Consider the following 21,288-nt stretch of genomic DNA (forward strand, 5'->3'; position numbering starts at 1 on the left):
TTAAGTTTTTAGGGGGAATTTCGTATGAGGTAGCCCGCATGCAACCGTACTGCGTCTTGTGGGTTATGAGGCCGCTTTCTGAGGTGCTTTCGATGCTTATGCATATGTCGCTTTCCAAATCCAAACTCGACGCAATCGGGCGCTCGCAAGCCATTATCGAGTTTGACACTGAAGGGCGGATCGTTACGGCAAACCAGAATTTTCTGGATGTCTTAGGATATACGCTGGCTGAGATCACCGGGAAGCACCACAGCATGTTCGTTCCTGCTGAGGAGGTGAACACGCCCGCCTACAAGGAGTTCTGGCGGGATCTGGCGGCTGGCAAATGGTCGTCGCGGGAGTTCCGGCGCATTGCCAAGGGCGGCCGCGATGTGTGGATCCAGGCATCCTACAACCCGATCATCGGGCGTGGAGGCAGGGTGACCGGTGTCATCAAGGTGGCTGCGGATATAACGGCCGCCAAGCGTAATGCACTCGAAACCGCCAGCAAACTATCGGCCATCAACCGCTCGAACGCCATTATTGAATTTGAGCCGGATGGCACGATCGTCGAGGCCAACGAGAACTTCCTGAAAACGGTCGGCTACCGCCTGGACGAGATCAAGGGGCGCCATCACAGCATGTTCATGCCTCCGGAAGGGGCCAAGAGTGCAGACTACCGGGCATTCTGGGAAAATCTGCGCCAGGGAAAGTTCCAGGCTGGCGATTTCCACCGCCTTGGCAAGGGGGCGTGGATGTCTACATCGCCGCCAGCTACAATCCTGTTTTCGATGAAGCCGGGCGTGTTGTGAAGGTGATCAAGTTCGCCGTTGACCGGACTGAATCGGTGCGCCAGCGAATGGCGCGCGAGGAGATTCAGAGGCAGATCGTCGCCGAGCTGGCGAATATCGCCGGTGAAGTGGATATCGCCAATGAACAGATCCGTGAGGTTTCGGCCGCGTCCACCAACACATCCGACAATGTTCAGACGGTTGCTGCAGCCTCCGAGGAACTGGTGGCTTCGATTGCCGAAATCAGCCGGCAGGTGAACCAGGCCAGCGGAATTTCCGCGCAGGCGGCCGAAGAGGCTGCCCAGTCCCGCCAGATCATGGAAGGGCTGAATGCCAACTCGCAGAAGATCGGCGAGGTTCTGGAACTGATCGAGGCGATTGCCGGTCAGACCAACCTCCTGGCCCTCAACGCCACCATTGAAGCGGCGCGCGCCGGTGAAGCAGGCAAGGGCTTTGCGGTGGTGGCGTCGGAAGTGAAGAACCTCGCTTCCCAGACCAGCAAGGCGACGGAGGACATTGCGGCACAGATTGCCTCGGTGCAAAGCTCAGCAGACCGCGCCGGGGAGGCAATTGGTTCCATCCTGGCGACGATCGAGAGCATCCGGACCATTTCGTCCACGATCGCAGCAGCCGTGGAAGAGCAGACGGCCGTGACACGGGATATTTCGCACAACATGCAGGCGGCCTCCACGGGAGTGCGGTCGATCACATCCAGCATGGGCGATATCAGCAACTCCTCGGAGCGTATTGCGCAGGCGACGTCTGAAGTGCGGGAAATGTCGCGCCGGATTGCCTGAGGCGCAGAGATTTGAAACCGGCCCGAACCTGGGCCGGTTTTTTCTTGCAATGGAATAGGAAAATAATCCTTGACACCCGCACGCTGTTTGGGTAGGGTTTTGTCATGATCCGAAAAGTGCGGCTGCGGCGCACATCTGGGTTCAGCGGCAGTTTAGGCTGACATGGACCGGTGAGGGATAGAATTCGGATGACGATTTTGGCGGGCGCCAGCGAGGGCTGGTTGGCCCGCTTTTTGTTTGAGCTGGAATGAGCCTGGGCAGGCGGCTTGCGCCGGCTGGTGAGGCTGGTGCAGGCGGTTTGCCTGTGAGCGCTGCGCGCGCGTTTTGAACACTCCGGAGACGGCGGGATGACAGGAGATGCAACGGCGGAAGGGCCGGGCAGGGACGGGACACGTGTGCCTGCAGCGCGCAAGGGCATGCGCAGCCGCAAGGCGGCGGCTTCTCCAACTGAGACAGGCGGGGAAGGGCTGAAAGCTGACGCAGTGCCCAAGGTGCCGGTGCGGCGCAGGCGGACGGCGAAGGGCGCGGCGAAGACTGTGGCGCCTTCGCTGGATGCGGCGGCTTTTGCGGCGGCTGGGCCGGAAGCGCGGGGCGTGATGGTGGTCCGGCTCTACCGGGCCTTCGAAGCGCAGGTGGCGCAGCTGGAAGAGCGGCTGGCGGGGCTGGCCAAGGGCGAGCTGAAGCTGACCGAGATGGATCAGGGGGCCAAGACACTGGCGAGCCTGGCCCGCACGCTCGACACGCTGCTGGAATTGCACAGGGACCAGAGCGGGGAGGCGGATGAGACAGGCGATCCCGAACAGATGCGCGAGGAACTTGCGCGCCGCCTTGGCAGCCTGCCGGACGGCGGGGCGGATCGGCACGGTGCTGGACAGCCTGACCCCGGCGGAGATGGCGTTTCTGCTGCATGACTGGCCGACCTTCGCCCATGAGCACCAGCTGCCGCCCGAAGGGGACTGGGGCATCTGGCTGATGATGGGCGGGCGCGGTGCGGGCAAGACGCGGGCCGGGGCCGAATGGGTGCGGGCGATGGCGCTGGGGCACCGCTGGTGCGCGCCGCACGGCCCGGCTGGCCGGATTGCGCTGGTGGGGGAAACCTATGGCGACGTGCGGGAGGTGATGATCGAGGGCGTCTCGGGCCTGCTCGCCATTCACCCCAAGGCGGAGCGGCCGCAGTGGAACGCCAGCCGCAGGCGGCTGGAGTGGCCGAATGGCTCCATTGCACAGGCCTTTTCCTCGGAAGACCCGGAGGCCCTGCGCGGGCCGCAATTTGACATCGCCTGGGCCGATGAACTGGCCAAATGGCGCCATGGCGAGGAGACTTTCGACATGCTGCAATTCGGATTGAGACTGGGGCTGCGGCCCCGGCAGCTGGTGACGACGACACCGCGTGCTGTGCCGCTGCTGAAGCGCATCATGGAGATGCCGGCAACGGTGCTGAGCCGGGCGGGGACGCAGGACAATGCGCTGTTTCTGGCGCCGGGATTTCTGGAGCAGGTGGTGGCCCGTTATGCGGGCACGCGGCTGGGGCGGCAGGAGCTGGACGGTGAACTGATCGAGGACCGGCCCGGTGCGCTGTGGCGGCGGGACTTGCTGGAGGCCTGCCGGGTGAGCCGGGCGCCGGAGAGTTTCGCCCGCATCGTCATTGCCATTGATCCGCCTGCCAGCGCGACCAAGCGCTCAGACGCCTGCGGGCTGGTGGTGGCAGGCATCACGGATGCCGGGCAGGCCTATGTGCTGGGGGACCACAGTATGGCACAGGCGCGCCCTTCCGACTGGGCGGCGAAGGCGGTGGCGCTGTGGCATCACCACGAGGCGGACTGCCTTGTGGCGGAGGTGAATCAGGGCGGTGACATGGTGCGGGAGGTGATCCATGCGGCTGATCCTGCGGTGCCGGTGAAGTCTGTCCGCGCGAGCCGGGGCAAGTTCGCCCGGGCCGAGCCGGTGGCGCTTTTCTATGAGCAGGGGCGGGTGCACCACGTTGGCACCATGCCGGAGCTGGAAGACGAGATGGCCGACTTCGGGCCTTCGGGTCTTTCCAGCGGGCGTTCGCCGGACCGGATGGATGCGCTGGTCTGGGCGCTGACAGAGCTGCTGATGGGCGGGCGGGCAGAGCCGCGCCTGCGCCAGCTTTAATCCTCCGCACGAACTCTCCGGCACTGAATCACAGTCTCAAGACGCTGACTCACCACGTGAAGACGGCGCAAAAAGGAGTCTGAAATCATGAACTTGGGATGGCTTCTGGACTCTTTTCGCAAGGCGCCTGCGGTTGAAGAGAAAGCTTCAAGAACGGCGCCGGTGATCGCCTGGCAGACGGCGGGGCGTCCTGTCTGGAGCCCGCGTGACTATGGCGCCCTGTCCCGCGAAGGTTATTGCCGCAACCCGGTTGTCTACCGGGTGATCCGCATGGTGAGCGAGGCGGCGGCGAGCGTGCCGCTGCTGCTGTTCGAGGGAGAAGAGGAGCTGGTGCGCCATCCGCTGCTGGCGCTGCTGGGGCGGCCCAATCCGGGACAGAGCGGGCCGGATTTCCTCGAGCAGGTCTATGGCCATCTGCTGACGGCGGGCAATGCCTATGTGGAGCAGGTGCCGCTGGACGGCAGCCCCCGCGAGCTGCATGCGCTGCGGCCGGACCGGGTGAAGGTGGTGCCGGGAGCGGATGGCTGGCCGGCGGCCTTTGACTACAGCAACGGGGCGAAGACCGTGCGCCTGTCCGGAGAGGCAGGGAATGCGGGTGAACCGGCCCAGGTGCGGCAGCTGAAGCTGTTCCATCCGCTGTCGGATCACTATGGTTTCGCCCCCATTGAGGCGGCGCAGGTGAGTCTCGACATCCACAATGCGGCGTCGGGTTGGAACAAGGCGCTGCTGGACAATGCGGCGCGACCCTCCGGTGCGCTGGTCTATGGGGCGGGGGAGGGAGTGAACCTCTCGGCAGACCAGTTCGAGCGGCTGAAGGCGGAGCTGGAGGCGGGCTATCAGGGGGCGCGCAATGCGGGGCGGCCGCTGCTTCTGGAAGGCGGGCTGGACTGGCGGCCCATGGGGCTGACGCCGAAGGACATGGACTTCATCGAGGCCAAGCGCGAGGCGGCGCGGGAAATCGCGCTGGCCTTCGGCGTGCCGCCGATGCTGATCGGCATTCCGGGCGACAACACCTTCGCCAACTATCAGGAAGCCAACCGGGCCTTCTGGCGGCAGAGCGTGCTGCCGATGGTGCGCAGGACCGCACTGAGCCTTTCAGCCTGGCTGGCGCCTGCCTTCGGCGAGGGGCTGAGGCTGGAGCCGGATATGGATGCCATCGATGCCTTGTCCACCGAGCGCGAGGCACTGTGGCGGCGGGTGGGGGAGGCCGACTTCCTGAGCCGGGACGAGAAGCGGCAGGCGGTCGGCTATGGCACGGAAGGCGGCGAGGCCGGGGCATGAGCGGCGTGACGCAGGCCGTCATCGAACGGGGCGACCTGGCGCATCTGGCGCTGTTTCTCTGGGCCGCTTCCGCCTCGGCACTGGCCGTTGCGCTGCTGAAGGAGCTGGCGGCCTGCAACCGGCGTTTCGGCGACTTCGTTGATGAGATCGACCGCTTGAATCAGATCTTCAACGACCGTGACGCGGGTTGAGGGGATGCAGGCAGAGCGTTGGAATGACTCATGGAACGGGCTTCATTCTGACGTCTGGTGAAATTGGCTGACGCGGCATTCCGGATTCAGGATGTGAAGCCTCTGACGTTACGTCAGAAAAGCCTCGTCCGGAATCAGACCGGACAAAAGAGGGAAGAACCTCATGACATTGCTGGGATTTTTGCGAGGGCGGGCGCCGGATGCCCGCCGCGAGGGCTCAAGCTTGCCCAAATACACGGGCAACCGCTGCCATCGCTTTGTTTTTGCGGCCTTTGTCTGCCGTCTGGCGCAGCTGGCCGGGGCTGGTGAGCGGACCGGTGACGGGAGGGCCTCATGAAGGCTGGCGTCAAGCGCCTGGCGGCGGCTTCTGCCGGTGAGCCCGCCTTGCGGATCGCGGGCTATGCCAGCCTGTTCAACCTGAGCGATGGCGGCGGAGATGTGGTGGCCAAGGGGGCCTTCCGGACCGCACTGGGCCGCCGGGGCGCCGCCGGCGTCCGCATGCTCTGGCAGCATGACCCGTCCCGTCCCATCGGCATCTGGGACCGGATCGAGGAGGACCAGCTGGGCCTTTATGTGGCCGGGCGGCTGCTGACCGGGCTGGAACTTGGGCGGGAGGCGGCGCTGCTGATCACGGCAGGGGCTCTGGACGGCCTCTCCATCGGGTTCCGGGCGATCAAGGCTCAGAAAATGGCAGGCGGCGCGGCGCGGCGGCTGGCCGAGATCGATCTTTGGGAAGTGTCGCTGGTGACCTTTCCGCTGCTGGATGCGGCGCGGCTGAAGCCCGTGCCGTCTCTGTCCTCTTCTGCAACTGGAGACGCATGATGGATTGCGAGATGAACGGCATGACGGTGGAGCACGGCCTTGCGACCAAGAGCCTGCCGCCCTACGAGACCAAGGCGGGCGCTGCTCCGTCCGTTTCCGGCGAGCATCCGCTGAACGAGATGTATGCGGCCTTTGCGGCCTACCGTGAGGCCAACGAGGAGCGGCTTTCGGATATCGAGCGGCGCGGTTCGGCCGATGTGCTGACGCTGGAGCGGTTGGACCGGCTGGATACTGCGCTGGACGCCACCCGCCGCCGCCTGGACGAGTTGTCGCTGAAGAGCCGCCGCCCGGAGCTGAGCCACAAGAGCCTTGAAGGCAATGCGCAGGTGCTTGAGCACAAGGCCGCCTTCGAGGGCTACATGCGCTCCGGCCGCGAGGAGGGGCTCCGGCCGCTGGAGGTGAAGGCCATGTCCATCGGCTCGGATCCTGATGGCGGCTATCTGGTGCCGGAAGAGACGGAAGCGGGCATCCTGAGCCGCCTTGCGGCTGTCTCGCCGATCCGTGCGATTGCGGGCAACCGGCAGGTGTCGTCGAGTGTCTTCAAGAAGCCCTTCGCCATCTCCGGCCCGCAGACCGGCTGGGTGGGCGAGACAGCCGCAAGGCCGCAGACGGCCGCTCCCACGTTGGCAGAATTGACCTTCCCGGCGATGGAGCTCTACGCCATGCCTGCGGCCACCGCCTCGCTGCTGGAGGATGCGGCGGTGAATGTGGATGAGTGGCTTGCCGAGGAGGTGGAAACTGCCTTCGCCGAACAGGAGGGGGCAGCCTTTGTCAATGGCGACGGGGTGAACAAGCCGGTTGGCTTCCTCTCGGTGCCGCGGCTTGCGGACAGTGCCTGGGCCTGGGGCTCTCTCGGGACGCTCAACACCGGCGTCAATGCCGCCTTTGCCGCCACCAGCCCGGCGGACAAGCTGATCGACCTCGTCTATGCGCTGAAGAGCGGCTACCGGCAGAACGGGCGCTTCGTCATGAACCGCCGGACGCAGGCGGCGGTGCGCAAGATGAAGGATGCTGACGGCAACTACCTGTGGCAGCCGCCGGTGAGTTCCGATGCGCCGGCAACCCTGCTGAACTTCCCGGTCAGCGAGGCGGAGGCGATGCCGGATATTGCCACGGGTGCTGCGGCAATTGCCTTTGGTGATTTCCGCCGCGGCTATCTGGTGGTGGACCGCACGGGCGTGCGCATCCTGCGTGATCCCTACTCGGCCAAGCCCTATGTGCTGTTCTACACGACCAAACGTGTCGGCGGCGGCGTGCAGGACTTCGCGGCCATCAAGCTGCTGGTGTTCTCCGCCTGAGGGCAGGCTGAGCCGATGAGATGAGGATGGGCCGTCCCGGCTGACCGGGGCGGCCTTTTTTCTGCCCGTCTTTTTCTGGCCGCGCGGGTGGCGTGATTTTCCGAGGACAAGATGACCCATATGGTGACGAGCCCGCCAGCGGTGGAGCCGGTGAGCGTGGCTGAACTGCGGGCGCAGGTGCGCCTTGTTCACACGCAGGAAGATGCCCTGCTGGAGCATTACATCAAGGCGGCACGCCAGCATGTGGAGGCCCTGACGCGGCGGGCGCTGATCACGCAGACGCTTCAGGTGATGCTGGATGCGTGGCCTGCAGGGCGGGCGGTGCGCCTGCCGGTGGGGCCGGTGCAGGACGTGCTGGTGGTGAACCTGATGGACGGGGACGGGGTGCCACAGCCGCTGCCGTCCGGTGCCTGGCGGTTCTACCGTGGTTCCGAGCCGGGAAGCCTCAGGGCGGCGCCGGGAATGGGGCCGGTTGAGCCGGTGAACGGGATCCAGATTGAGTTCATTGCCGGATACGGGCCAAATGGTTCGTCGGTGCCTGAGCCTTTGCGGCAGGCAATCCTGCTGCTGGCGGCGCATTGGTACGAGAACCGGGAGGCCTCCGTCGAGTTCGGCAACGGCACCATGCCGCAGGCGCTGGACCGGCTGCTTTCCACCTATCGTCTGGTGCTGCTGTGAGCGGGGCGGGGGATCTGCGCCGTCTGGTGCGGCTGTGGAAGCCGGAGCGGACTGCGGATGCCGGGGGCGCGGCGCAGACAAGCTTTGAGGACATGGGCGCCGACCATGTGGCGGTGCGGCTGCGCAGCCAGGCGGAGCGGGCGAGTGATGCGCGGGCCGATGGCGTGGCAACGCATGAAATCCGCCTGCGGCACCGCGAAGACATTGCGGGCGGATGGCGCATCGCGGACGGGGCGAAGAGCTACCGCGTGCTGGCGGCGGCGGACCCGGACGGGCGGCGGCGCTGGACCCAGTGCCTGTGCGAGGAGGAAGAGGCATGACCGGCGAAATGGCGCTGCGCGACGCGCTGATTGCCCGGCTTTCCACTAACGCTGACCTGACGCTGATTCTCGGCGTGGGGCACGTGCACGACGGGGCGCCGCGCAGTGCGGCGCATCCCTATCTGACGCTGGAGAGCATCACGTCCCGGCCTTTGGCCGGTGAGCCGGACGAGGGCATGGAGCATCAGGTGGTGCTGGCGCTCTACTCCCGAGCAGACAGCCGCGATGAGGCGGTGAAGGGCGTGAAGGCGGCGGCAGAGGCGCTCTTCGGTTCCAGCCTCAGCCTGAACGGCTGGCATCTGGCCGATCTGCGGGCCGTCGAGACATCCAGCGAACGGCTGAGGGACGGGCGGAGCTGGCGGGCGGCATTGCGCCTGCGTGCCGTGACCGGCCCGGAAGACTGACAGCAACACATCAAACGGCAAGGAGCGCGCAATGGCGGCGCAGCGTGGACGTGACCTTTTGCTGAAGCTCGGCACGGGCAGCGGCAATTCCTTTGTGACACTTGCGGGGCTTCGGGCCCGCAGGATCGCGCTCAATGCGGCGGCGGTGGACATCACCAATGCGGACAGCGCCGGGCGCTGGCGGGAATTGCTGGCTGGGGCAGGCACCCGCAGTGCCAGCATCTCGGGCTCCGGCCTTTTCCGTGACGCCAGCGCGGACGAGACGGCGCGGGCGCTGTTTTTCAGTGGCGAGATCAGGGCCTTTCAGGTGGTGATCCCGGATTTCGGCACGCTTCAGGGGCCGTTCCAGATCACGGCGCTGGAATATGCCGGACAGCATGACGGGGAGGTGACCTATGAGATCGCCCTTGAGTCCGCGGGCGAACTGGCCTTTACGGCCCTTTGAGGGGAGCGGCAGGGATGACGAACCGGCTGAGAGGCGAAATCAGCGCCATGCTGGACGGGCGGGAATGGACGCTGGTGCTGACGCTGGGCGCGCTGGCGGAACTGGAGGCGGCCTTTGCCTGCGAGGATCTGCAGGGGCTGGTGGACCGCTTTGCCAGCGGGCGGTTGGCGGCGCGGGACATCATCCGCGTGCTGGGAGCGGGCCTGCGCGGGGCGGGCAACAGCGTTTCCGACGAGCAGGTGGCGATGATGCGGGCGCCCGGCGGCGTGGCCGGTTTCGCGGCGATTGCGGCGGATCTGCTGCGGATCACCTTTGGTGGCACCGAAGAGACAGCGGAGGCAGCCACGGGCACCGCGCGCCCTTGAGGGGCGGCGCGGGGCATAAGGCTGCGGCGGGCGGGGCCGGGGCGTTTCCATGGGAGGCGGTGCTTCATGCCGCCATGGGGCGCCTCGGCTGGAGTCCGGCCGGAACCTGGGCCGCGACGCCGCGTGAACTGGCCTTCGCGCTGGGCCTCCGGCGGGGAGCGGGTGCTCTCAACCGCCGTGGGCTGGAGGCGCTGATGCAGCGTTTTCCGGATGAAGGAGAGACGGGATGGCAGACGACAGCCTGATTGGAACAGGGAGTGCCGATCTCGACCGGATGGCACTTCAGATGCAGGACATGCAGCGCACGGCAAACGACTTTTCCCGTGTGCTGAACACCGGTCTCAAGTCTGCGCTGGTCAGCGGCAAATCGCTCGACAGCGTGATGAAGTCGATGGTTCTGAGCCTGTCGTCGCGGACGCTTTCCAGTGCGCTGGCACCGCTGACAAATCTGGCGGGAAATGCGGTGAGCAGCCTGCTGGGTTCGGCAGCCTCAAGCGTTGCAAGCGGCGTGTCCGGGCTGTTCAGCTCCGGTGTATCGTTGTTCGCAGACGGGGGCGTGGTGTCCTCACCGACCTTTTTCGGTCATGGCAGTGGGCTGGGGCTGATGGGGGAGGCAGGGGCAGAGGCCATTTTGCCCCTGCAGCGCGGCGCGGACGGACGGCTGGGGGTGGCTGGACCTCACGGCAATGGCGGGGGAACGGTGGTCGTCAACGTGACCACGCCGGATGCGCCCAGTTTCCGCAGGTCGGAAGCGCAAGTCTCGGCAATGGTGGCCCGCGCCGTCGGACGGGGACGGCGCGGGCTCTAACACCGGCTTGAAGAGGAGGGGCTCAATGGCCGGTGTTCCCGGGAAGCATTGGCCGGTCAGGTGAGATACCGGACCGGCCAATGCTTGCATCTGTAAGCTTCAGGCAGCCAGCATGGCTGCAATCTGGTCCTTCAGGTGAAGGCGTTTCTTCTTGAGGTCTTCCGTAGCTTCATCAGACGCAGGGGCAATGCCGCTCTCGATCCTGTGAAGCTCCCTGTTCACTTCATGATAATCGTCGGCCAGTTTCGCAAAGTGGGCGTTGGACAGCTTCAACGCGTGAAGCGCCCCGGCCGCCTCCGGAAATTCCTCATGAAGTTCGTGGGCAACGTGGCTCATTCAGGTCCTCCTTATGTGTGCTGACCATGGCCGGGCGACCCGGAACCGTCTTTGAGCAAGATCAAAAAACCGCAAGAACACGGGGGAGCATGCCGTGGCTGGATTTCTGGACGAGAGTTTTCCATTGCCGGTGGCCTTTGGTGCCAGAGGCGGGCCGGAACGCCGGACCGAGGTGGTACAGCTGGCGAGCGGTCAGGAAGCCCGTAACGCCAGATGGGCGGACAGTCGCAGGCGCTATGATGCGGGCTCCGGCGTGCGGTCGCTGATGGACCTGCGGGCGGTGGCCGGGCTCTTCGAGCGGGCAAGGGGGCGGCTCTATGGGTTCCGGTTCCGAGATCCCTTTGACAACAGTTCTGCCTTGGCCGGGGGGGCACCTGGGGCAGGAGATTGTCTGCTGGGGCTGGGGGATGGATCGCGGACCCGGTTTGCGCTGGTGAAAATCTACGGGACAGGCAATCTTTCCTATACGCGCAGTATCACGCTGCCGGTTGCCGGAAGCCTGCAGGTCAGCGTGGAAGGTGTGGCGCTGGCTCCGGCGGCGTTCAGTTTTGATGCAGGGACGGGCGAGGTAGTGCTTGCCGCCGCGCCTGCAAACGGTGCGAGGGTGCGGGCGGGGTTCCTGTTCGATGTGCCGGTGCGGTTTGACACCGATACGCTGGATTTCAGCCTGACGCACTTTGAGGCAGGCGAGGCGCCGGCCATTCCGCTGGTGGAAATCCGGCTCTAGGAATTTTTGCCGCAAGCCGTGGAAGTCGTCCGCGCTGCGAAGCAGGAAAATCATCCATGAAAACAATCGACGAGGCACTGGCCGCCCATCTGGCGGGCCGGATCACGACGCTTTGCGCCTGCTGGCTGGTGACGCGCAGTGATGGGGTGATGCTTGGCTTCACCGACCACGACCGGGCGCTGACCGTGCAGGGCGTGATGTGCCACCCGGCCAACGGACTGGAGCGCAGCGCGGTGACGGAAGGGCCGGGACTGGCCGTGGGTGGCGGCGAGGTGAGCGGCAGCCTGACGAGCGAGGGCCTGAGCGACGCCGAACTGGAGGCGGGGCTGTGGGATGGAGCCGGGGTTCGGGCCTATCTCGTCAACTGGGCTGATCCCTCGCAGGTGCTCCTGGAGCGGCGGGCGACGATCGGCGAGGTGACACGAGCGGGGCTTGTGTTCCGGGCCGAGCTGCGCGGCCTTTCGCAGGCGCTGGAGGCGCGGCGGGGGCGGGTGTTCTCCGGCCAGTGCGACGCGGATCTGGGGGATGCGCGCTGCGGTGTGGATCTGACCTCAGCCACCTACCGGGGAACAGGAACGGTGCTCCTCTCGCATGACGCGCGGCGGCTGCGGGTCTCAGGACTTCATTCCTACGCCGGCGGCTGGTTCGACGGCGGGCGGCTGGTGGTGACCAGTGGCACGCTGTCCGGCTTTGCCTGCGAGGTGGCCCGGCACGACCGGACGGATGTGGGTGCTGAACTGGTGCTGTGGCTGGCGTCGCCGCAGATGCTGGCGGCCGGGACCGGCATCACGGTGACGGCGGGCTGTGACAAGCGCTTTGCCACCTGTCAGGTGAGATTCGCCAATGCTCTGAACTTTCAAGGCTTTCCGCATATGCCGGGGACGGATTTCGTCCTGTCCTACCCGAACCGCAATTCAGGTGAGAACGATGGAGGGGCGATTGTCTCCTGACGGGATTTCACGGGCGGTGTTGCTGGCCGAAGCGCGCAGTTGGATCGGCACACCCTACCGGCATCAGGCCTCGCTGAAGGGCGTGGGGTGCGACTGTCTTGGACTTGTCCGGGGGCTGTGGCGCCAGTTTGTGGGGCCGGAGCCTGTGCCTGTGCCGGCCTATTCGCCGCAGTGGGCGGAAGCGGGCAGTGCGGGCGAGAGCCTGCTGAAGGCGGCCGGGACCTGGCTTGTGCCGGCGTCAGGGACTGGCGCGCCGGGCGATGTGGTGCTGTTCCGCTGGCGCGACGGAGCGCCGGTGAAACACGCAGGTCTCCTGAGTGAAACGGGCGGCCTGATCCACGCCTATGAGCGGGCAGGCGTGATCGAAAGCCCGCTGGTGCCTGCGTGGTCGCGGCGCATTTCGCATGTGTTTTCCTTTCCCGGAGTTCTGCCATGGCAACCCTGATCCTTGCAGCGGCCGGTCAGGCCCTTGGCAACATGGCTGGAATTGGGGCCATTGGTGGCATTCTGGGGCGTGCGGCGGGCGCTGTGGCCGGGAGTCTGATCGACAATTCCCTGTTCGGCAGCAGCCGGACGGTGGAGTCCGGCCGGCTGGCCGATCTTTCGGTCCAGTCCTCTGCTGAGGGGGCCTCCCTGCCATTGATCTATGGCCGGGTGCGGCTGGCAGGGCAGGTGATCTGGGCGACACGTTTCGAGGAGGAAGTCAGCGAGGAGACCTCCGGCGGAAAGGCGGGCGGCGGATCACGCACGACGGTGCGCAGCTACAGCTATTACGGCAGTTTGGCCGTGGCCCTGTGCGAAGGGCCGGTGGCGCGGATCGGGCGCGTGTGGGCCGATGGCAAGCTGCTGGATCTCTCCGGCATCAATCACCGCATCTATACGGGCACGCGGACGCAAGGGCCGGATCCCTTGATCACGGCCGTGCAGGGTGTGGCTCCGGCCTATCGCGGGACGGCCTATGTGGTGTTCGAGCGGCTGCCGCTGGAGAGCTTCGGCAACCGTCTGCCGCAGCTGTCCTTCGAGGTGGTGCGGGTGGTGGAGCGGCTGGAGCCAATGGTGAAGGCTGTGACGCTGATCCCCGGTGCGGGCGAGTTTGTCTATGCTCCCACCAAGGTCACCGACGAGCCCTCCACCGGCACGACGGTGGTGGTGAACCGGCACACGTCCATCGCCGCCAGCGACTGGCACGCGGCACTGGACGAATTGCAGGCGCTGTGTCCGGCGCTGGAGAGCGTGGCGCTCGTGGTAGCCTGGTTCGGGGATAACCTTAGAGCCGGACAGTGCTCCATCCGGCCGAAGGTGGAGACAGCGAGCCGCAACACCTCCGGCATGACCTGGCAGGTGGGCCCGGTGACACGAGCGGGTGCGCAGCTTGTTTCGCAGATTGACGGGCGGCCAGCCTTTGGCGGAACGCCTTGTGATGCCAGCGTGATTGCAGCCATCCGCGATCTGAAGGCCCGGAGGCTGAGGGTGGTGCTCTATCCCTTCATCCTCATGGATATCCCGGCTGGCAACAGCCTGCCTGCGCCTGAGGGCGGGGCGTCGCAGCCGGTCTATCCCTGGCGCGGGCGGATCGTGCCCTCGGGGAGTGTTGCGGCAGATGTGGCGGCCTTCATGGGAAGCGCGATGCCCGCCCATTTCAGTGTGAGCGGCGAGGCGATCGGGTTCAGCGGCAATGCGGAGGACTGGGGCTACCGGCGTTTCATCCTGCATCTGGCGCATCTGGCGGAAGCGGCGGGCGGTGTTGATGCCTTTCTGACCGGCTCGGAAATGCGCGGGCTGACCAGGGCAAGCGCTGGCGGCGGCAGCTATCCCTTCGTGATGGCACTGAGAGCGCTGACAGCAGATGTGCGCGGCGTGCTGAGGGCCGGGACGAAGATTTCCTATGCGGCGGACTGGTCCGAATATGGCGCGCATCAGCCGCAGGAGGGGGAGGTGCGGTTTCCGCTGGATCCGTTGTGGGCTGACCCAGCGGTGGATTTCGTCGGCATCGACAATTACCTGCCGCTGACGGACCTGAAGGGCGAAGACGGCGAGGCACCCTATGATCTTGAAGCCTTGCGGGCCGGAGTGGCGGGCGGGGAGTATTTCGACTGGTATTACCGCTCGGATGCGGAGCGGCGGGCGGGACAGCGCACGCCGATCACCGATGGGGCCTATGGCAAGCCCTTCGTCTACCGCGCCAAGGATATCCGGGGATGGTGGGAAAACCCGCATGTGGAGCGGGTGGGCGGGGTGGAGCTGGGTGCGGCGACGGCCTGGGTGCCCATGTCCAAGCCCATCTGGTTCACCGAACTGGGCATTCCGGCGATTGACCGTGGGGCGAACCAGCCGAATGTGTTCGTCGATCCGAAATCATCGGAATCCACCCCGCCGCATTTTTCCAGCGGAACGCGTGATGACGCCATGCAGCGGATGGGGCTGGAGGCGGTATTGAGCTACTGGGGCGGCAATCATCCGGAGCTGGCGCGCGGGGACAATCCGGTCTCACCCGTCTATGGCGGGCGGATGGTGGATGAGGCCAATCTGCATCTTTGGACCTATGACGCCCGGCCTTTTCCGGCCTTTCCGGTCTATGGCGACGTCTGGTCGGACGGGGGCAACTGGGAGGTCGGGCACTGGCTGAACGGGCGGCTTGGCTCGGTGAGTATTGCCGGATTGATACGGCAGATGCTGGAGGATTTCGGCATCGATGGTGAGGCCTGCGACGTGCTGGGGCCGGCCGCTGTTGTCGAAGGGATGACGCTGGCTGGGCCAGTTTCATTGCGAGATGCCATCGAACCGCTTCTGGAGGCCTTTGGCGGGCAGGCGCTGGATCTGGGGGACCGGCTGCGCTTTGCCATTGCCGGGACGGGCAGAGTGTATGCGCTGGACGGGCACCTGCTGGCAGAAGAGGCGGAAGACCAGCCGCTGCTGAGCCGGATGCGGGCGCAGAATGCCGAGCTGGCGAGCGAGATCCGGTTGTCAGGCGAAGATCCGCAGCAGGACTTCCGCCGGCAGGTGGTGGCCAGCCGCCGCCTCGAAGGGGGAAGCCGGACGGTGAGTTCGCAGGATCTGGCCGTCACGGCCAATCCGGTGGTGCTGATGCAGGCGGCGGATGCCCGGCTGCAGCGGGTCTGGGCGGAGCGGGAGAGGGTGGAATTCTCCCTGCCGCCAACAGAGGCCAGATTTGAGGTTGGCGATCTGGTGGAGATTGCGGAAACGCCGGATCAGGTGTTCTCGCCTGCGCTGCGCCTGCGGATCGAGCGGATCGAGACTGCGCAGACGCGGAAGATCGAGGCGGTGCGCAGCGCGCCGGTTCTGGCGGTGTCCCGCACGCCGCAGAGCCGGGCGTCTGTCTGGCAGGATACGGAAGCGGGGCCGCCGCATGTGGTGATGATGGACCTGCCGCTGCTGCAGGACACGGATGGTGCCTTCTCTCCCGTGGTTGCGGCTTTTGCGCGGCCCTGGCCGGGGGAACTGGCAGTGCTGCGCAGCCGGACGGGCGACAGTTTTGAGGAAGTGGCGCGGCTGGAGCGGCCGGCCACCACTGGCACGCTGACGGCGGATCTGCCACCGGGGCCGGTGTGGCGATGGGATGAGGCTTCCGTCTGCGAGGTGGAGATCCACGGTGGGCTGATGCAAAGCCGCAATGCGGAAGCGGTGCTTTCTGGTGCCAATGCGATGGCTGTTCTGAGCCGGACGGGTGGATATGAGCTGCTTCAGTTCCGCAATGCGGAGCTGATGGGCACGCGGCGGTACCGCCTGACGGGGCTGCTGCGCGGGCAGAAGGGCAGCGAGACAGAGGCGGCGGCTGGAGCTGAAGCCGGTGCGACCATTGTTCTGCTGGATGGCACCCATGCGGCACTGCCGCTGGAGGCGGATCTGCTGGGGCGTTCGCTGACCTATCGAATCCTGCCCGCCGGTGCGGCTTTGGACACGGCAGCCCGGAGGGATGTGGACTTTGCGGCGAGCGGCCGGGCGGCCTTGCCGCTGGCGCCGGTGCATCTGAGGGCATTGCGGGAGAGCGGAGGCATCCGCCTGTCGTGGATACGGCGGACCCGAAAGGGCGGCGACAGCTGGGACCTTGCGGAGGTGCCGCTGGGCGAGACGGCGGAAGTCTACCGCGTGGACATTCTGTCCGCCCCGGGCGGGAGCGTTCTGCGGTCGCTGACCAGCACGGCCACCAGCCTGGTCTATCCGGCTGCGGATGAATCTGCCGACTTCGGCGGGCCAGTGGCGAGCCTTGCGGTTCAGGTCTGCCAGATTTCGCCCGAGGCAGGGCCGGGCGCATTCCTGAAAGAGGTGTTGAATGTCTGAGACAGCAAGGCTGGGCCTGCCGCTGATTGCGGCAGCTCAAGCGCAGAAACACGTGACCCACAACGAGGCGCTGGTGCGGCTGGATGCGCTGGCGCATCTGCGGCTGATCGAGGAGCGGCAGGCGCCGCCTGCCGCTGCCGGAGAGGGGGATAGCTTTCTGGTCGCCTCCGGTGCCTGGGGGGATTTCACCGGACACGAGGGCAAGGCGGCGCATTACAGCGGCGGTGCCTGGGTGTTTTATCCGGGCTTTGAGGGGCTGCGGGCCTTTCTCGCGTCCGAGGGCAAGCTGCTGGTTTTCTCCGGTGGGGGCTGGCGGGACTATGCCGCACTGCTCGGGCCGCAGATGGTGCTGGCCCGCAGCAGCGGCGGGGCGACGGCAGGTCTCTCCGTGCTGGAGGCGACGCTCTCCGGGATGAGCGGGGCTCATGTGGAGGCGCCGGGCCTGATCCCGGACCGGGCGGTGGTCTTCGCCGTCTCCTGCCGGACACTCACAACAGTCACAGGTGCTGCGTCCTATGACTGCGGACTTTCTTCCGAAAGGTCGAAGTTTGGCGGGGCTTTGGGCATCACCGCCGGAGCGCAGAATGCGGGAGTGATTGGCCCGACCGCCTTCTATGCGCCCACCAGCGTGCGCCTGTCGGCCAATGGCGGGAACTTCACCGGCGGTGCCGTCCGCGTGGCGGTGCAGTGCCTGATCGCGGGGGTGCCTGCAGCGTGAAGGCGCAAGGCCACGAGTTCAAGTGTTGTCGAGGGAGTGATGATCATGAATGTCAGTCCTGAAGGGCTTGCCTTTATTGCCCGGCACGAGGGCTTTTCCTCGCGTGCCTACATGGATCCGGCCGGGGTGCCGACGATCGGTTACGGCTTCACCCTTGCCTCCCGGCTGTTCCGTGACTGGTGGACGAAGCGGGGCCGCAAGGACCTCAAGGCCGGAGACATGATCGACCGCGCCGATGCCAATACCGTGCTGAAGACGCTGGCAGATCATGAATATGGCGCTGCGGTGCTGCGCCGCTTCGGCAAGCTGCCGCAGAACCAGTTCGATGCGGTTGTTTCGGCTGTCTACAATCTCGGAGAACAGTGCCTCTCCTGGCGCTGGGCGGCGGCGCTGGCGGCCGGAAACGTGGCCGAGGCCGCGCGGCTGCTGGCCATGACCGGCATCCGGGCCGGAGGGCGCATTCTGCCGGGACTGGTCCGGCGCAGGTCCGAAGAAGCCCAGCTTCTTCAGGGGGGCGATTATGGCTTCAACGGGCATAACTCCTTGCCCGAGCCGGACCCTGAGGTGATGCGGGGCCAGCAGATGCTGGCACGGCTTGGCTTCAAGCCCGGCCCTGCCGACGGGATCGAAGGGCCGATCACACGGGCGGCGGTGCTGGCATTCCAGATCGAGCACCCGCCGCTGAAGCTCGACGGCAGGCTGGGCCCGGCAACCCTCTCCGAACTGGAGCGCGCCGTTGGAAAGCAGAAAGGTGTGGCCGGAACACTCATCTGCGGTGCGACTGGCGCGGGCGTTTCCGTTTCGAATGGCGATGCCTGGGTGGAAGTCCTTGGCTGGGGGCTGGCGCTGGCTGGCCTTGCCTTCGTGACCTATCTGGTGTGGGCAAACCGGGGCCGTATCCGGCTGCTTGCCCGCCAGCTCATTTCCTGAAACCTGATGCGGAAGGACAGGCACATGAATGGTTGGAAGACACTTGCCTTCAATGGAGCGGTTGGCATCGCCAGTCTGGGTGGCGGAGTGCTGGACCAGCTGGAGGTGATCGACTGGAGCAAAATTTTACCGGGTGGCTGGGGGCCGTTTGCCGTCATGGCGATCGGCCTCATCAACATCCTCCTGCGGCATGTGACGACGGAGCCTGCGGCCTGGCGCAAGTAAGCGGGGCCTGAAAAGATGCTTGGGGCTGACGGGAGACTGTCAGCCCCGTTCATTTGCCATTCAGGCAGAGGCAGCTACAAAAGGGATACTTCCGGCCCGAACCGAAGCAGGAACAGTCCCGTGACCAGATCTTTTGCCGCCGCCCTTCTCTTTCTTCTTGCCGGACTTGTCCCGGCTGCAGCCAATTGCCTGTCGCAGGGCGAGGCACAGCAGGCCGTGGCAAGCGGGCAGGCGCAGCCGCTGGGTGCTGTTGCAGGCTCCGTGGGCGGCGAAATCGTCAAGGCGCAGCTGTGTATCGAGGGCGGGCGCTATGTCTACCGTCTCTCCGTGCTGGCCAACGGACAGGTGACGACAGTCGTTGTCGATGCCAGCCGGTAGGCACAGGGCGAAGACTCGCCTAAATGTGACGATAGACAGATCCATCCGGGAAGACAGATGCGCCTCCTCATTGTTGAAGACGACAAGGACCTGAACCGCCAGCTTGCCGAGGCACTGACCGAAGCGGGCTATGTTGTGGATCGTGCCTATGACGGCGAGGAGGGGCACTATCTCGGCGACACGGAGCCCTATGACGCTGTGGTGCTGGATCTCGGCCTGCCAGTGCTCGACGGCATTTCGGTGCTGGAAAAATGGCGCCGGAACAAGCGCACGATGCCTGTGCTGATCCTGACCGCCCGCGACCGCTGGTCTGACAAGGTGGCTGGCATTGATGCGGGCGCGGATGACTATGTGGCCAAGCCCTTCCATATGGAGGAAGTGCTGGCGCGGGTGCGGGCGCTGGTGCGCCGCGCGGCCGGCCTTGCCTCCAATGAAATCGAATGCGGTGACCTGCGCGCCGATTTGCGCACCAGCCGGGTGACAGTGGGTGGCAGTTCGGTGAAGCTGACGTCGCTGGAATACCGCCTTCTGGCCTATCTGCTGCACCACAAGGGCAAGGTGATCTCCCGCACTGAGCTGGTGGAGCATCTCTACGATCAGGATTTTGACCGGGATTCCAATACGATCGAGGTCTTTGTCGGACGCCTGCGCAAGAAGCTGGGCGGTGACTATATCGAAACCATCCGTGGGCTTGGCTACCGGATGGGAGAACCGGTGTGAGCGGGCCGGATCAGGCTTCGCCGAGTGAGGCGGCAGGGCCGCCGCGGCGCAGGTCTCTGGCAACACGGCTGGTGCTCGCTGCCTCGCTCTGGTCGACGGCAGCGCTTGTGATCGCGGGCGTTATCCTCGTCGGCCTTTACCGCGAGGCGGTGGAGCGTGGCTTTGACAGCCAGCTTGAGGTCTACCAGAAGAGCATCATTGGCGCGATGGCGCCTGCCGCTGCCGGAGAGCCGCTGAACAGGCCGGACAATCTGGGAGAGCCGCGCTTCTCCCTGCCGCTTTCGGGCTGGTACTGGACGGTGACGGATCTGGCGGGAGGCGAGCGGGTGTTCGCCTCGCCTTCGCTGCTCGGAGATCCGTTGAACCTTCCCGCGCTGGGCGAGGGGGAGCGCAGCGGCAGCGCCGCCATGATAGGCCCGGGTGACGACGAATTGCGGGTGACGCAGCGGATCATCTCCTTCGGAGGCAAAAGCTATCTCATTGCCGTGGCCGGTCGCACAGCCGGGCTGCGGCAGGATGTGAGAGCCTTTGCCGGGCAGGTGGCGCTGACGCTGTTCGTCTTTGGCCTCGGGCTGGTGGCTGCGGTGTTTCTTCAGGTCCGCTATGGACTTGTGCCGCTGAAGCGCCTGCAGGCATCGCTGGCGGCGGTCCGGCAGGGCGACGCCGAGCGGGTGGAGGAGGATCTGCCCTCGGAACTTGCCCCGCTTGCCGTGGAGTTGAATGCGCTGATTGCCTCGAACCGGGAAGTGGTGGAGCGCGCCCGCACGCATGTGGGCAATCTGGCCCATGCCCTGAAGACGCCGCTAAGCGTGATTTCCAATGAAGCCCGGGCACAGGGCGGGCCATTTGCGGAAAAGATGGCCGAACAGGCCGGCATCATGCGCACGCAGGTTGACCATCATCTTGAGCGGGCGCGGGTGGCTGCCCAGCGGCGGGTGATTGGCGTGGCAACTCCGGCCGAACCGGTTCTGACAAAGCTGGCCCGCGTGATGGAACGCATCCATGATGCCAAAGGGCTGGATATCTCCGCCGATTGCGCCGAAGGGATGCGCTTTCGGGGCGAGCAGCAGGACCTCGAGGAAATGGCCGGGAACCTGATGGACAATGCCTGCAAGTGGGCAAGGTACGAGGTGCGGCTGACATCGCGGCTGACAGACACCGGAACCCCAGGCCGTCAGTTCATCGAAATCATCGTCGAGGATGACGGGCCGGGCCTGACGGAGGAGCAGCGCAAGGAAGCCGTGAAACGCGGCAAGCGGCTGGACGAAAGCGTGCCCGGCACGGGGCTCGGGCTGTCGATCGTTGCCGATCTGGCGGGGCTTTATGGCGGCAGTTTCGAGCTGTCGTCTTCGGAACTTGGCGGACTGAAAGCACGCCTGCTGCTGCCTGGGGTCTGACGCCAGGTCTTTCGGTGCTGACGCATTACACCGTGACACTGCCCATGCGCCGCACGGGTTTGCAGGAGGGACTCTGTAAGGTTGGGTAATGCAGCTTTACTGGACGTCCGCCACCCTGTGACCTACATCACTAAGAGTGCGCTGCAACATCCCTAATGTTTCATCAAGATGGCGTGATTCGGCCATAAATTTGGGAAATTTTAAGGATAACGGGCGCAGTATGGGAACCTTGTTACCATTCTTGCGTTGTCGCGTTTGAGAACGCGCGAACCGGTCCTTGGCGGCCGGTTGAT

General features: G+C 65.6%; 26 protein-coding genes. 25 read left to right on the plus strand and 1 reads right to left on the minus strand.

All coding sequences use genetic code 11. The annotated features are described in order from the left end of the window. The first annotated feature begins 92 nt into the window (after nt 1-92). The 15 genes from ACVNHC_RS23065 (at nt 93) to ACVNHC_RS23135 (ending at nt 10,315) form a co-directional block, all read left to right on the plus strand. Complete coding sequence (locus ACVNHC_RS23065; protein ID WP_457169703.1) at nt 93-791, plus strand: PAS domain-containing protein; 699 nt, start codon at nt 93-95, stop codon at nt 789-791. Next, on the plus strand, nt 731-1,567 hold the full coding sequence (locus ACVNHC_RS23070; protein ID WP_457169705.1) for a methyl-accepting chemotaxis protein: 837 nt from the start codon (nt 731-733) through the stop codon (nt 1,565-1,567). Before ACVNHC_RS23065 ends, ACVNHC_RS23070 begins: the two co-directional genes overlap by 61 nt. A gap of 347 nt (nt 1,568-1,914) precedes the next feature. Then, entirely contained in the window at nt 1,915-2,478 is a 564-nt protein-coding gene (locus ACVNHC_RS23075; RefSeq protein WP_457169707.1) for a hypothetical protein, read from the plus strand. Next, nucleotides 2,459-3,703 carry a DNA-packaging protein gene (locus ACVNHC_RS23080; RefSeq protein WP_457169780.1) on the plus strand — a complete coding sequence of 415 codons (1,245 nt, stop codon included), beginning with the start codon at nt 2,459-2,461 and terminating at the stop codon, nt 3,701-3,703. Before ACVNHC_RS23075 ends, ACVNHC_RS23080 begins: the two co-directional genes overlap by 20 nt. Before the next feature lie 87 nt (nt 3,704-3,790). After that, nucleotides 3,791-4,984: a phage portal protein gene (locus ACVNHC_RS23085; RefSeq protein WP_457169709.1), complete on the plus strand. Its 1,194-nt coding sequence runs from the start codon at nt 3,791-3,793 to the stop codon at nt 4,982-4,984. Next, nucleotides 4,981-5,175, plus strand: coding sequence for a hypothetical protein (locus tag ACVNHC_RS23090; protein WP_019962746.1), 195 nt, complete (start codon nt 4,981-4,983; stop codon nt 5,173-5,175). The genes ACVNHC_RS23085 and ACVNHC_RS23090 overlap by 4 nt, the downstream gene beginning before the upstream one ends. A 333-nt stretch (nt 5,176-5,508) precedes the next feature. After that, nucleotides 5,509-5,997, plus strand: a complete 489-nt coding sequence (locus ACVNHC_RS23095) for an HK97 family phage prohead protease (RefSeq protein ID WP_457169711.1) — start codon at nt 5,509-5,511, stop codon at nt 5,995-5,997. 11 nt (nt 5,998-6,008) lie between these two features. Then, nucleotides 6,009-7,295: a phage major capsid protein gene (locus ACVNHC_RS23100; RefSeq protein WP_457169713.1), complete on the plus strand. Its 1,287-nt coding sequence runs from the start codon at nt 6,009-6,011 to the stop codon at nt 7,293-7,295. A gap of 111 nt (nt 7,296-7,406) precedes the next feature. Then, entirely contained in the window at nt 7,407-7,973 is a 567-nt protein-coding gene (locus ACVNHC_RS23105) for a head-tail connector protein (protein WP_457169715.1), read from the plus strand. Then, the gene (locus tag ACVNHC_RS23110; RefSeq protein WP_186415352.1) at nt 7,970-8,293 is read left to right on the plus strand and encodes a phage head closure protein; all 324 of its coding nucleotides are present in this window, start codon (nt 7,970-7,972) and stop codon (nt 8,291-8,293) included. The genes ACVNHC_RS23105 and ACVNHC_RS23110 overlap by 4 nt, the downstream gene beginning before the upstream one ends. Continuing rightward, nucleotides 8,290-8,697, plus strand: coding sequence for a DUF3168 domain-containing protein (locus ACVNHC_RS23115; RefSeq protein WP_457169717.1), 408 nt, complete (start codon nt 8,290-8,292; stop codon nt 8,695-8,697). Before ACVNHC_RS23110 ends, ACVNHC_RS23115 begins: the two co-directional genes overlap by 4 nt. 31 nt (nt 8,698-8,728) lie before the next feature. Further along, complete coding sequence (locus ACVNHC_RS23120) at nt 8,729-9,142, plus strand: phage major tail protein, TP901-1 family (protein ID WP_058900356.1); 414 nt, start codon at nt 8,729-8,731, stop codon at nt 9,140-9,142. 14 nt (nt 9,143-9,156) lie between these two features. Continuing rightward, nucleotides 9,157-9,507: a gene transfer agent family protein gene (locus tag ACVNHC_RS23125; RefSeq protein WP_457169719.1), complete on the plus strand. Its 351-nt coding sequence runs from the start codon at nt 9,157-9,159 to the stop codon at nt 9,505-9,507. Next, nucleotides 9,504-9,752 (plus strand): phage tail assembly chaperone, encoded by a 249-nt coding sequence (locus tag ACVNHC_RS23130; RefSeq protein WP_457169721.1) that lies wholly within the window; start codon nt 9,504-9,506, stop codon nt 9,750-9,752. The genes ACVNHC_RS23125 and ACVNHC_RS23130 overlap by 4 nt, the downstream gene beginning before the upstream one ends. Next, entirely contained in the window at nt 9,734-10,315 is a 582-nt protein-coding gene (locus ACVNHC_RS23135) for a phage tail tape measure protein (protein WP_457169723.1), read from the plus strand. The genes ACVNHC_RS23130 and ACVNHC_RS23135 overlap by 19 nt, the downstream gene beginning before the upstream one ends. A gap of 99 nt (nt 10,316-10,414) precedes the next feature. On the opposite strand, the gene ACVNHC_RS23140 is transcribed toward ACVNHC_RS23135, so the two are convergent. After that, nucleotides 10,415-10,651 (minus strand): YdcH family protein, encoded by a 237-nt coding sequence (locus ACVNHC_RS23140; protein WP_055455677.1) that lies wholly within the window; start codon nt 10,649-10,651, stop codon nt 10,415-10,417. A gap of 94 nt (nt 10,652-10,745) precedes the next feature. Here ACVNHC_RS23140 and ACVNHC_RS23145 point away from each other — a divergent pair, with 94 nt between their 5' ends. The 10 genes from ACVNHC_RS23145 (at nt 10,746) to ACVNHC_RS23190 (ending at nt 20,995) form a co-directional block, all read left to right on the plus strand. Beyond that, nucleotides 10,746-11,378, plus strand: coding sequence for a phage distal tail protein, Rcc01695 family (locus ACVNHC_RS23145; protein ID WP_457169725.1), 633 nt, complete (start codon nt 10,746-10,748; stop codon nt 11,376-11,378). 56 nt (nt 11,379-11,434) lie between these two features. Then, a complete protein-coding gene (locus tag ACVNHC_RS23150; protein ID WP_457169727.1) occupies nt 11,435-12,328 on the plus strand; it encodes a DUF2163 domain-containing protein in 894 nt (297 codons plus the stop codon). Beyond that, a complete protein-coding gene (locus tag ACVNHC_RS23155; RefSeq protein WP_082676089.1) occupies nt 12,318-12,773 on the plus strand; it encodes an NlpC/P60 family protein in 456 nt (151 codons plus the stop codon). The genes ACVNHC_RS23150 and ACVNHC_RS23155 overlap by 11 nt, the downstream gene beginning before the upstream one ends. Next, nucleotides 12,761-16,627 carry a baseplate multidomain protein megatron gene (locus tag ACVNHC_RS23160; protein ID WP_457169729.1) on the plus strand — a complete coding sequence of 1,289 codons (3,867 nt, stop codon included), beginning with the start codon at nt 12,761-12,763 and terminating at the stop codon, nt 16,625-16,627. The genes ACVNHC_RS23155 and ACVNHC_RS23160 overlap by 13 nt, the downstream gene beginning before the upstream one ends. Continuing rightward, complete coding sequence (locus ACVNHC_RS23165; RefSeq protein WP_457169731.1) at nt 16,620-17,345, plus strand: DUF2793 domain-containing protein; 726 nt, start codon at nt 16,620-16,622, stop codon at nt 17,343-17,345. The genes ACVNHC_RS23160 and ACVNHC_RS23165 overlap by 8 nt, the downstream gene beginning before the upstream one ends. A 45-nt stretch (nt 17,346-17,390) precedes the next feature. Beyond that, the gene (locus tag ACVNHC_RS23170; protein WP_209004795.1) at nt 17,391-18,275 is read left to right on the plus strand and encodes a glycoside hydrolase family protein; all 885 of its coding nucleotides are present in this window, start codon (nt 17,391-17,393) and stop codon (nt 18,273-18,275) included. 24 nt (nt 18,276-18,299) lie between these two features. Next, the gene (locus ACVNHC_RS23175) at nt 18,300-18,500 is read left to right on the plus strand and encodes a hypothetical protein (protein WP_050471135.1); all 201 of its coding nucleotides are present in this window, start codon (nt 18,300-18,302) and stop codon (nt 18,498-18,500) included. 120 nt (nt 18,501-18,620) lie between these two features. Then, the gene (locus ACVNHC_RS23180) at nt 18,621-18,878 is read left to right on the plus strand and encodes a PepSY domain-containing protein (RefSeq protein WP_055455670.1); all 258 of its coding nucleotides are present in this window, start codon (nt 18,621-18,623) and stop codon (nt 18,876-18,878) included. A 57-nt stretch (nt 18,879-18,935) separates the two neighbouring features. Continuing rightward, nucleotides 18,936-19,598 (plus strand): response regulator transcription factor, encoded by a 663-nt coding sequence (locus tag ACVNHC_RS23185; RefSeq protein ID WP_457169734.1) that lies wholly within the window; start codon nt 18,936-18,938, stop codon nt 19,596-19,598. After that, nucleotides 19,595-20,995, plus strand: coding sequence for an ATP-binding protein (locus ACVNHC_RS23190; RefSeq protein ID WP_457169736.1), 1,401 nt, complete (start codon nt 19,595-19,597; stop codon nt 20,993-20,995). Before ACVNHC_RS23185 ends, ACVNHC_RS23190 begins: the two co-directional genes overlap by 4 nt. Nucleotides 20,996-21,288: the final 293 nt, after the last annotated feature.

It is taken from the genome of Pannonibacter sp. Q-1, from assembly GCF_054073275.1.

What these genes read in the sequence shown, in the direction of transcription:
- ACVNHC_RS23065 (WP_457169703.1), top strand. Translation starts at nt 93, where the DNA reads ATGCTTATGCATATGTCGCTTTCCAAATCCAAACTCGACGCAATCGGG.
- ACVNHC_RS23075 (WP_457169707.1), top strand. Translation starts at nt 1,915, where the DNA reads ATGACAGGAGATGCAACGGCGGAAGGGCCGGGCAGGGACGGGACACGT.
- ACVNHC_RS23080 (WP_457169780.1), top strand. Translation starts at nt 2,459, where the DNA reads ATGGCGTTTCTGCTGCATGACTGGCCGACCTTCGCCCATGAGCACCAG.
- ACVNHC_RS23085 (WP_457169709.1), top strand. Translation starts at nt 3,791, where the DNA reads ATGAACTTGGGATGGCTTCTGGACTCTTTTCGCAAGGCGCCTGCGGTT.
- ACVNHC_RS23090 (WP_019962746.1), top strand. Translation starts at nt 4,981, where the DNA reads ATGAGCGGCGTGACGCAGGCCGTCATCGAACGGGGCGACCTGGCGCAT.
- ACVNHC_RS23095 (WP_457169711.1), top strand. Translation starts at nt 5,509, where the DNA reads ATGAAGGCTGGCGTCAAGCGCCTGGCGGCGGCTTCTGCCGGTGAGCCC.
- ACVNHC_RS23100 (WP_457169713.1), top strand. Translation starts at nt 6,009, where the DNA reads ATGAACGGCATGACGGTGGAGCACGGCCTTGCGACCAAGAGCCTGCCG.
- ACVNHC_RS23105 (WP_457169715.1), top strand. Translation starts at nt 7,407, where the DNA reads ATGACCCATATGGTGACGAGCCCGCCAGCGGTGGAGCCGGTGAGCGTG.
- ACVNHC_RS23115 (WP_457169717.1), top strand. Translation starts at nt 8,290, where the DNA reads ATGACCGGCGAAATGGCGCTGCGCGACGCGCTGATTGCCCGGCTTTCC.
- ACVNHC_RS23120 (WP_058900356.1), top strand. Translation starts at nt 8,729, where the DNA reads ATGGCGGCGCAGCGTGGACGTGACCTTTTGCTGAAGCTCGGCACGGGC.
- ACVNHC_RS23125 (WP_457169719.1), top strand. Translation starts at nt 9,157, where the DNA reads ATGACGAACCGGCTGAGAGGCGAAATCAGCGCCATGCTGGACGGGCGG.
- ACVNHC_RS23135 (WP_457169723.1), top strand. Translation starts at nt 9,734, where the DNA reads ATGGCAGACGACAGCCTGATTGGAACAGGGAGTGCCGATCTCGACCGG.
- ACVNHC_RS23140 (WP_055455677.1), bottom strand. Translation starts at nt 10,651, where the DNA reads ATGAGCCACGTTGCCCACGAACTTCATGAGGAATTTCCGGAGGCGGCC.
- ACVNHC_RS23150 (WP_457169727.1), top strand. Translation starts at nt 11,435, where the DNA reads ATGAAAACAATCGACGAGGCACTGGCCGCCCATCTGGCGGGCCGGATC.
- ACVNHC_RS23160 (WP_457169729.1), top strand. Translation starts at nt 12,761, where the DNA reads ATGGCAACCCTGATCCTTGCAGCGGCCGGTCAGGCCCTTGGCAACATG.
- ACVNHC_RS23165 (WP_457169731.1), top strand. Translation starts at nt 16,620, where the DNA reads ATGTCTGAGACAGCAAGGCTGGGCCTGCCGCTGATTGCGGCAGCTCAA.
- ACVNHC_RS23170 (WP_209004795.1), top strand. Translation starts at nt 17,391, where the DNA reads ATGAATGTCAGTCCTGAAGGGCTTGCCTTTATTGCCCGGCACGAGGGC.
- ACVNHC_RS23175 (WP_050471135.1), top strand. Translation starts at nt 18,300, where the DNA reads ATGAATGGTTGGAAGACACTTGCCTTCAATGGAGCGGTTGGCATCGCC.
- ACVNHC_RS23185 (WP_457169734.1), top strand. Translation starts at nt 18,936, where the DNA reads ATGCGCCTCCTCATTGTTGAAGACGACAAGGACCTGAACCGCCAGCTT.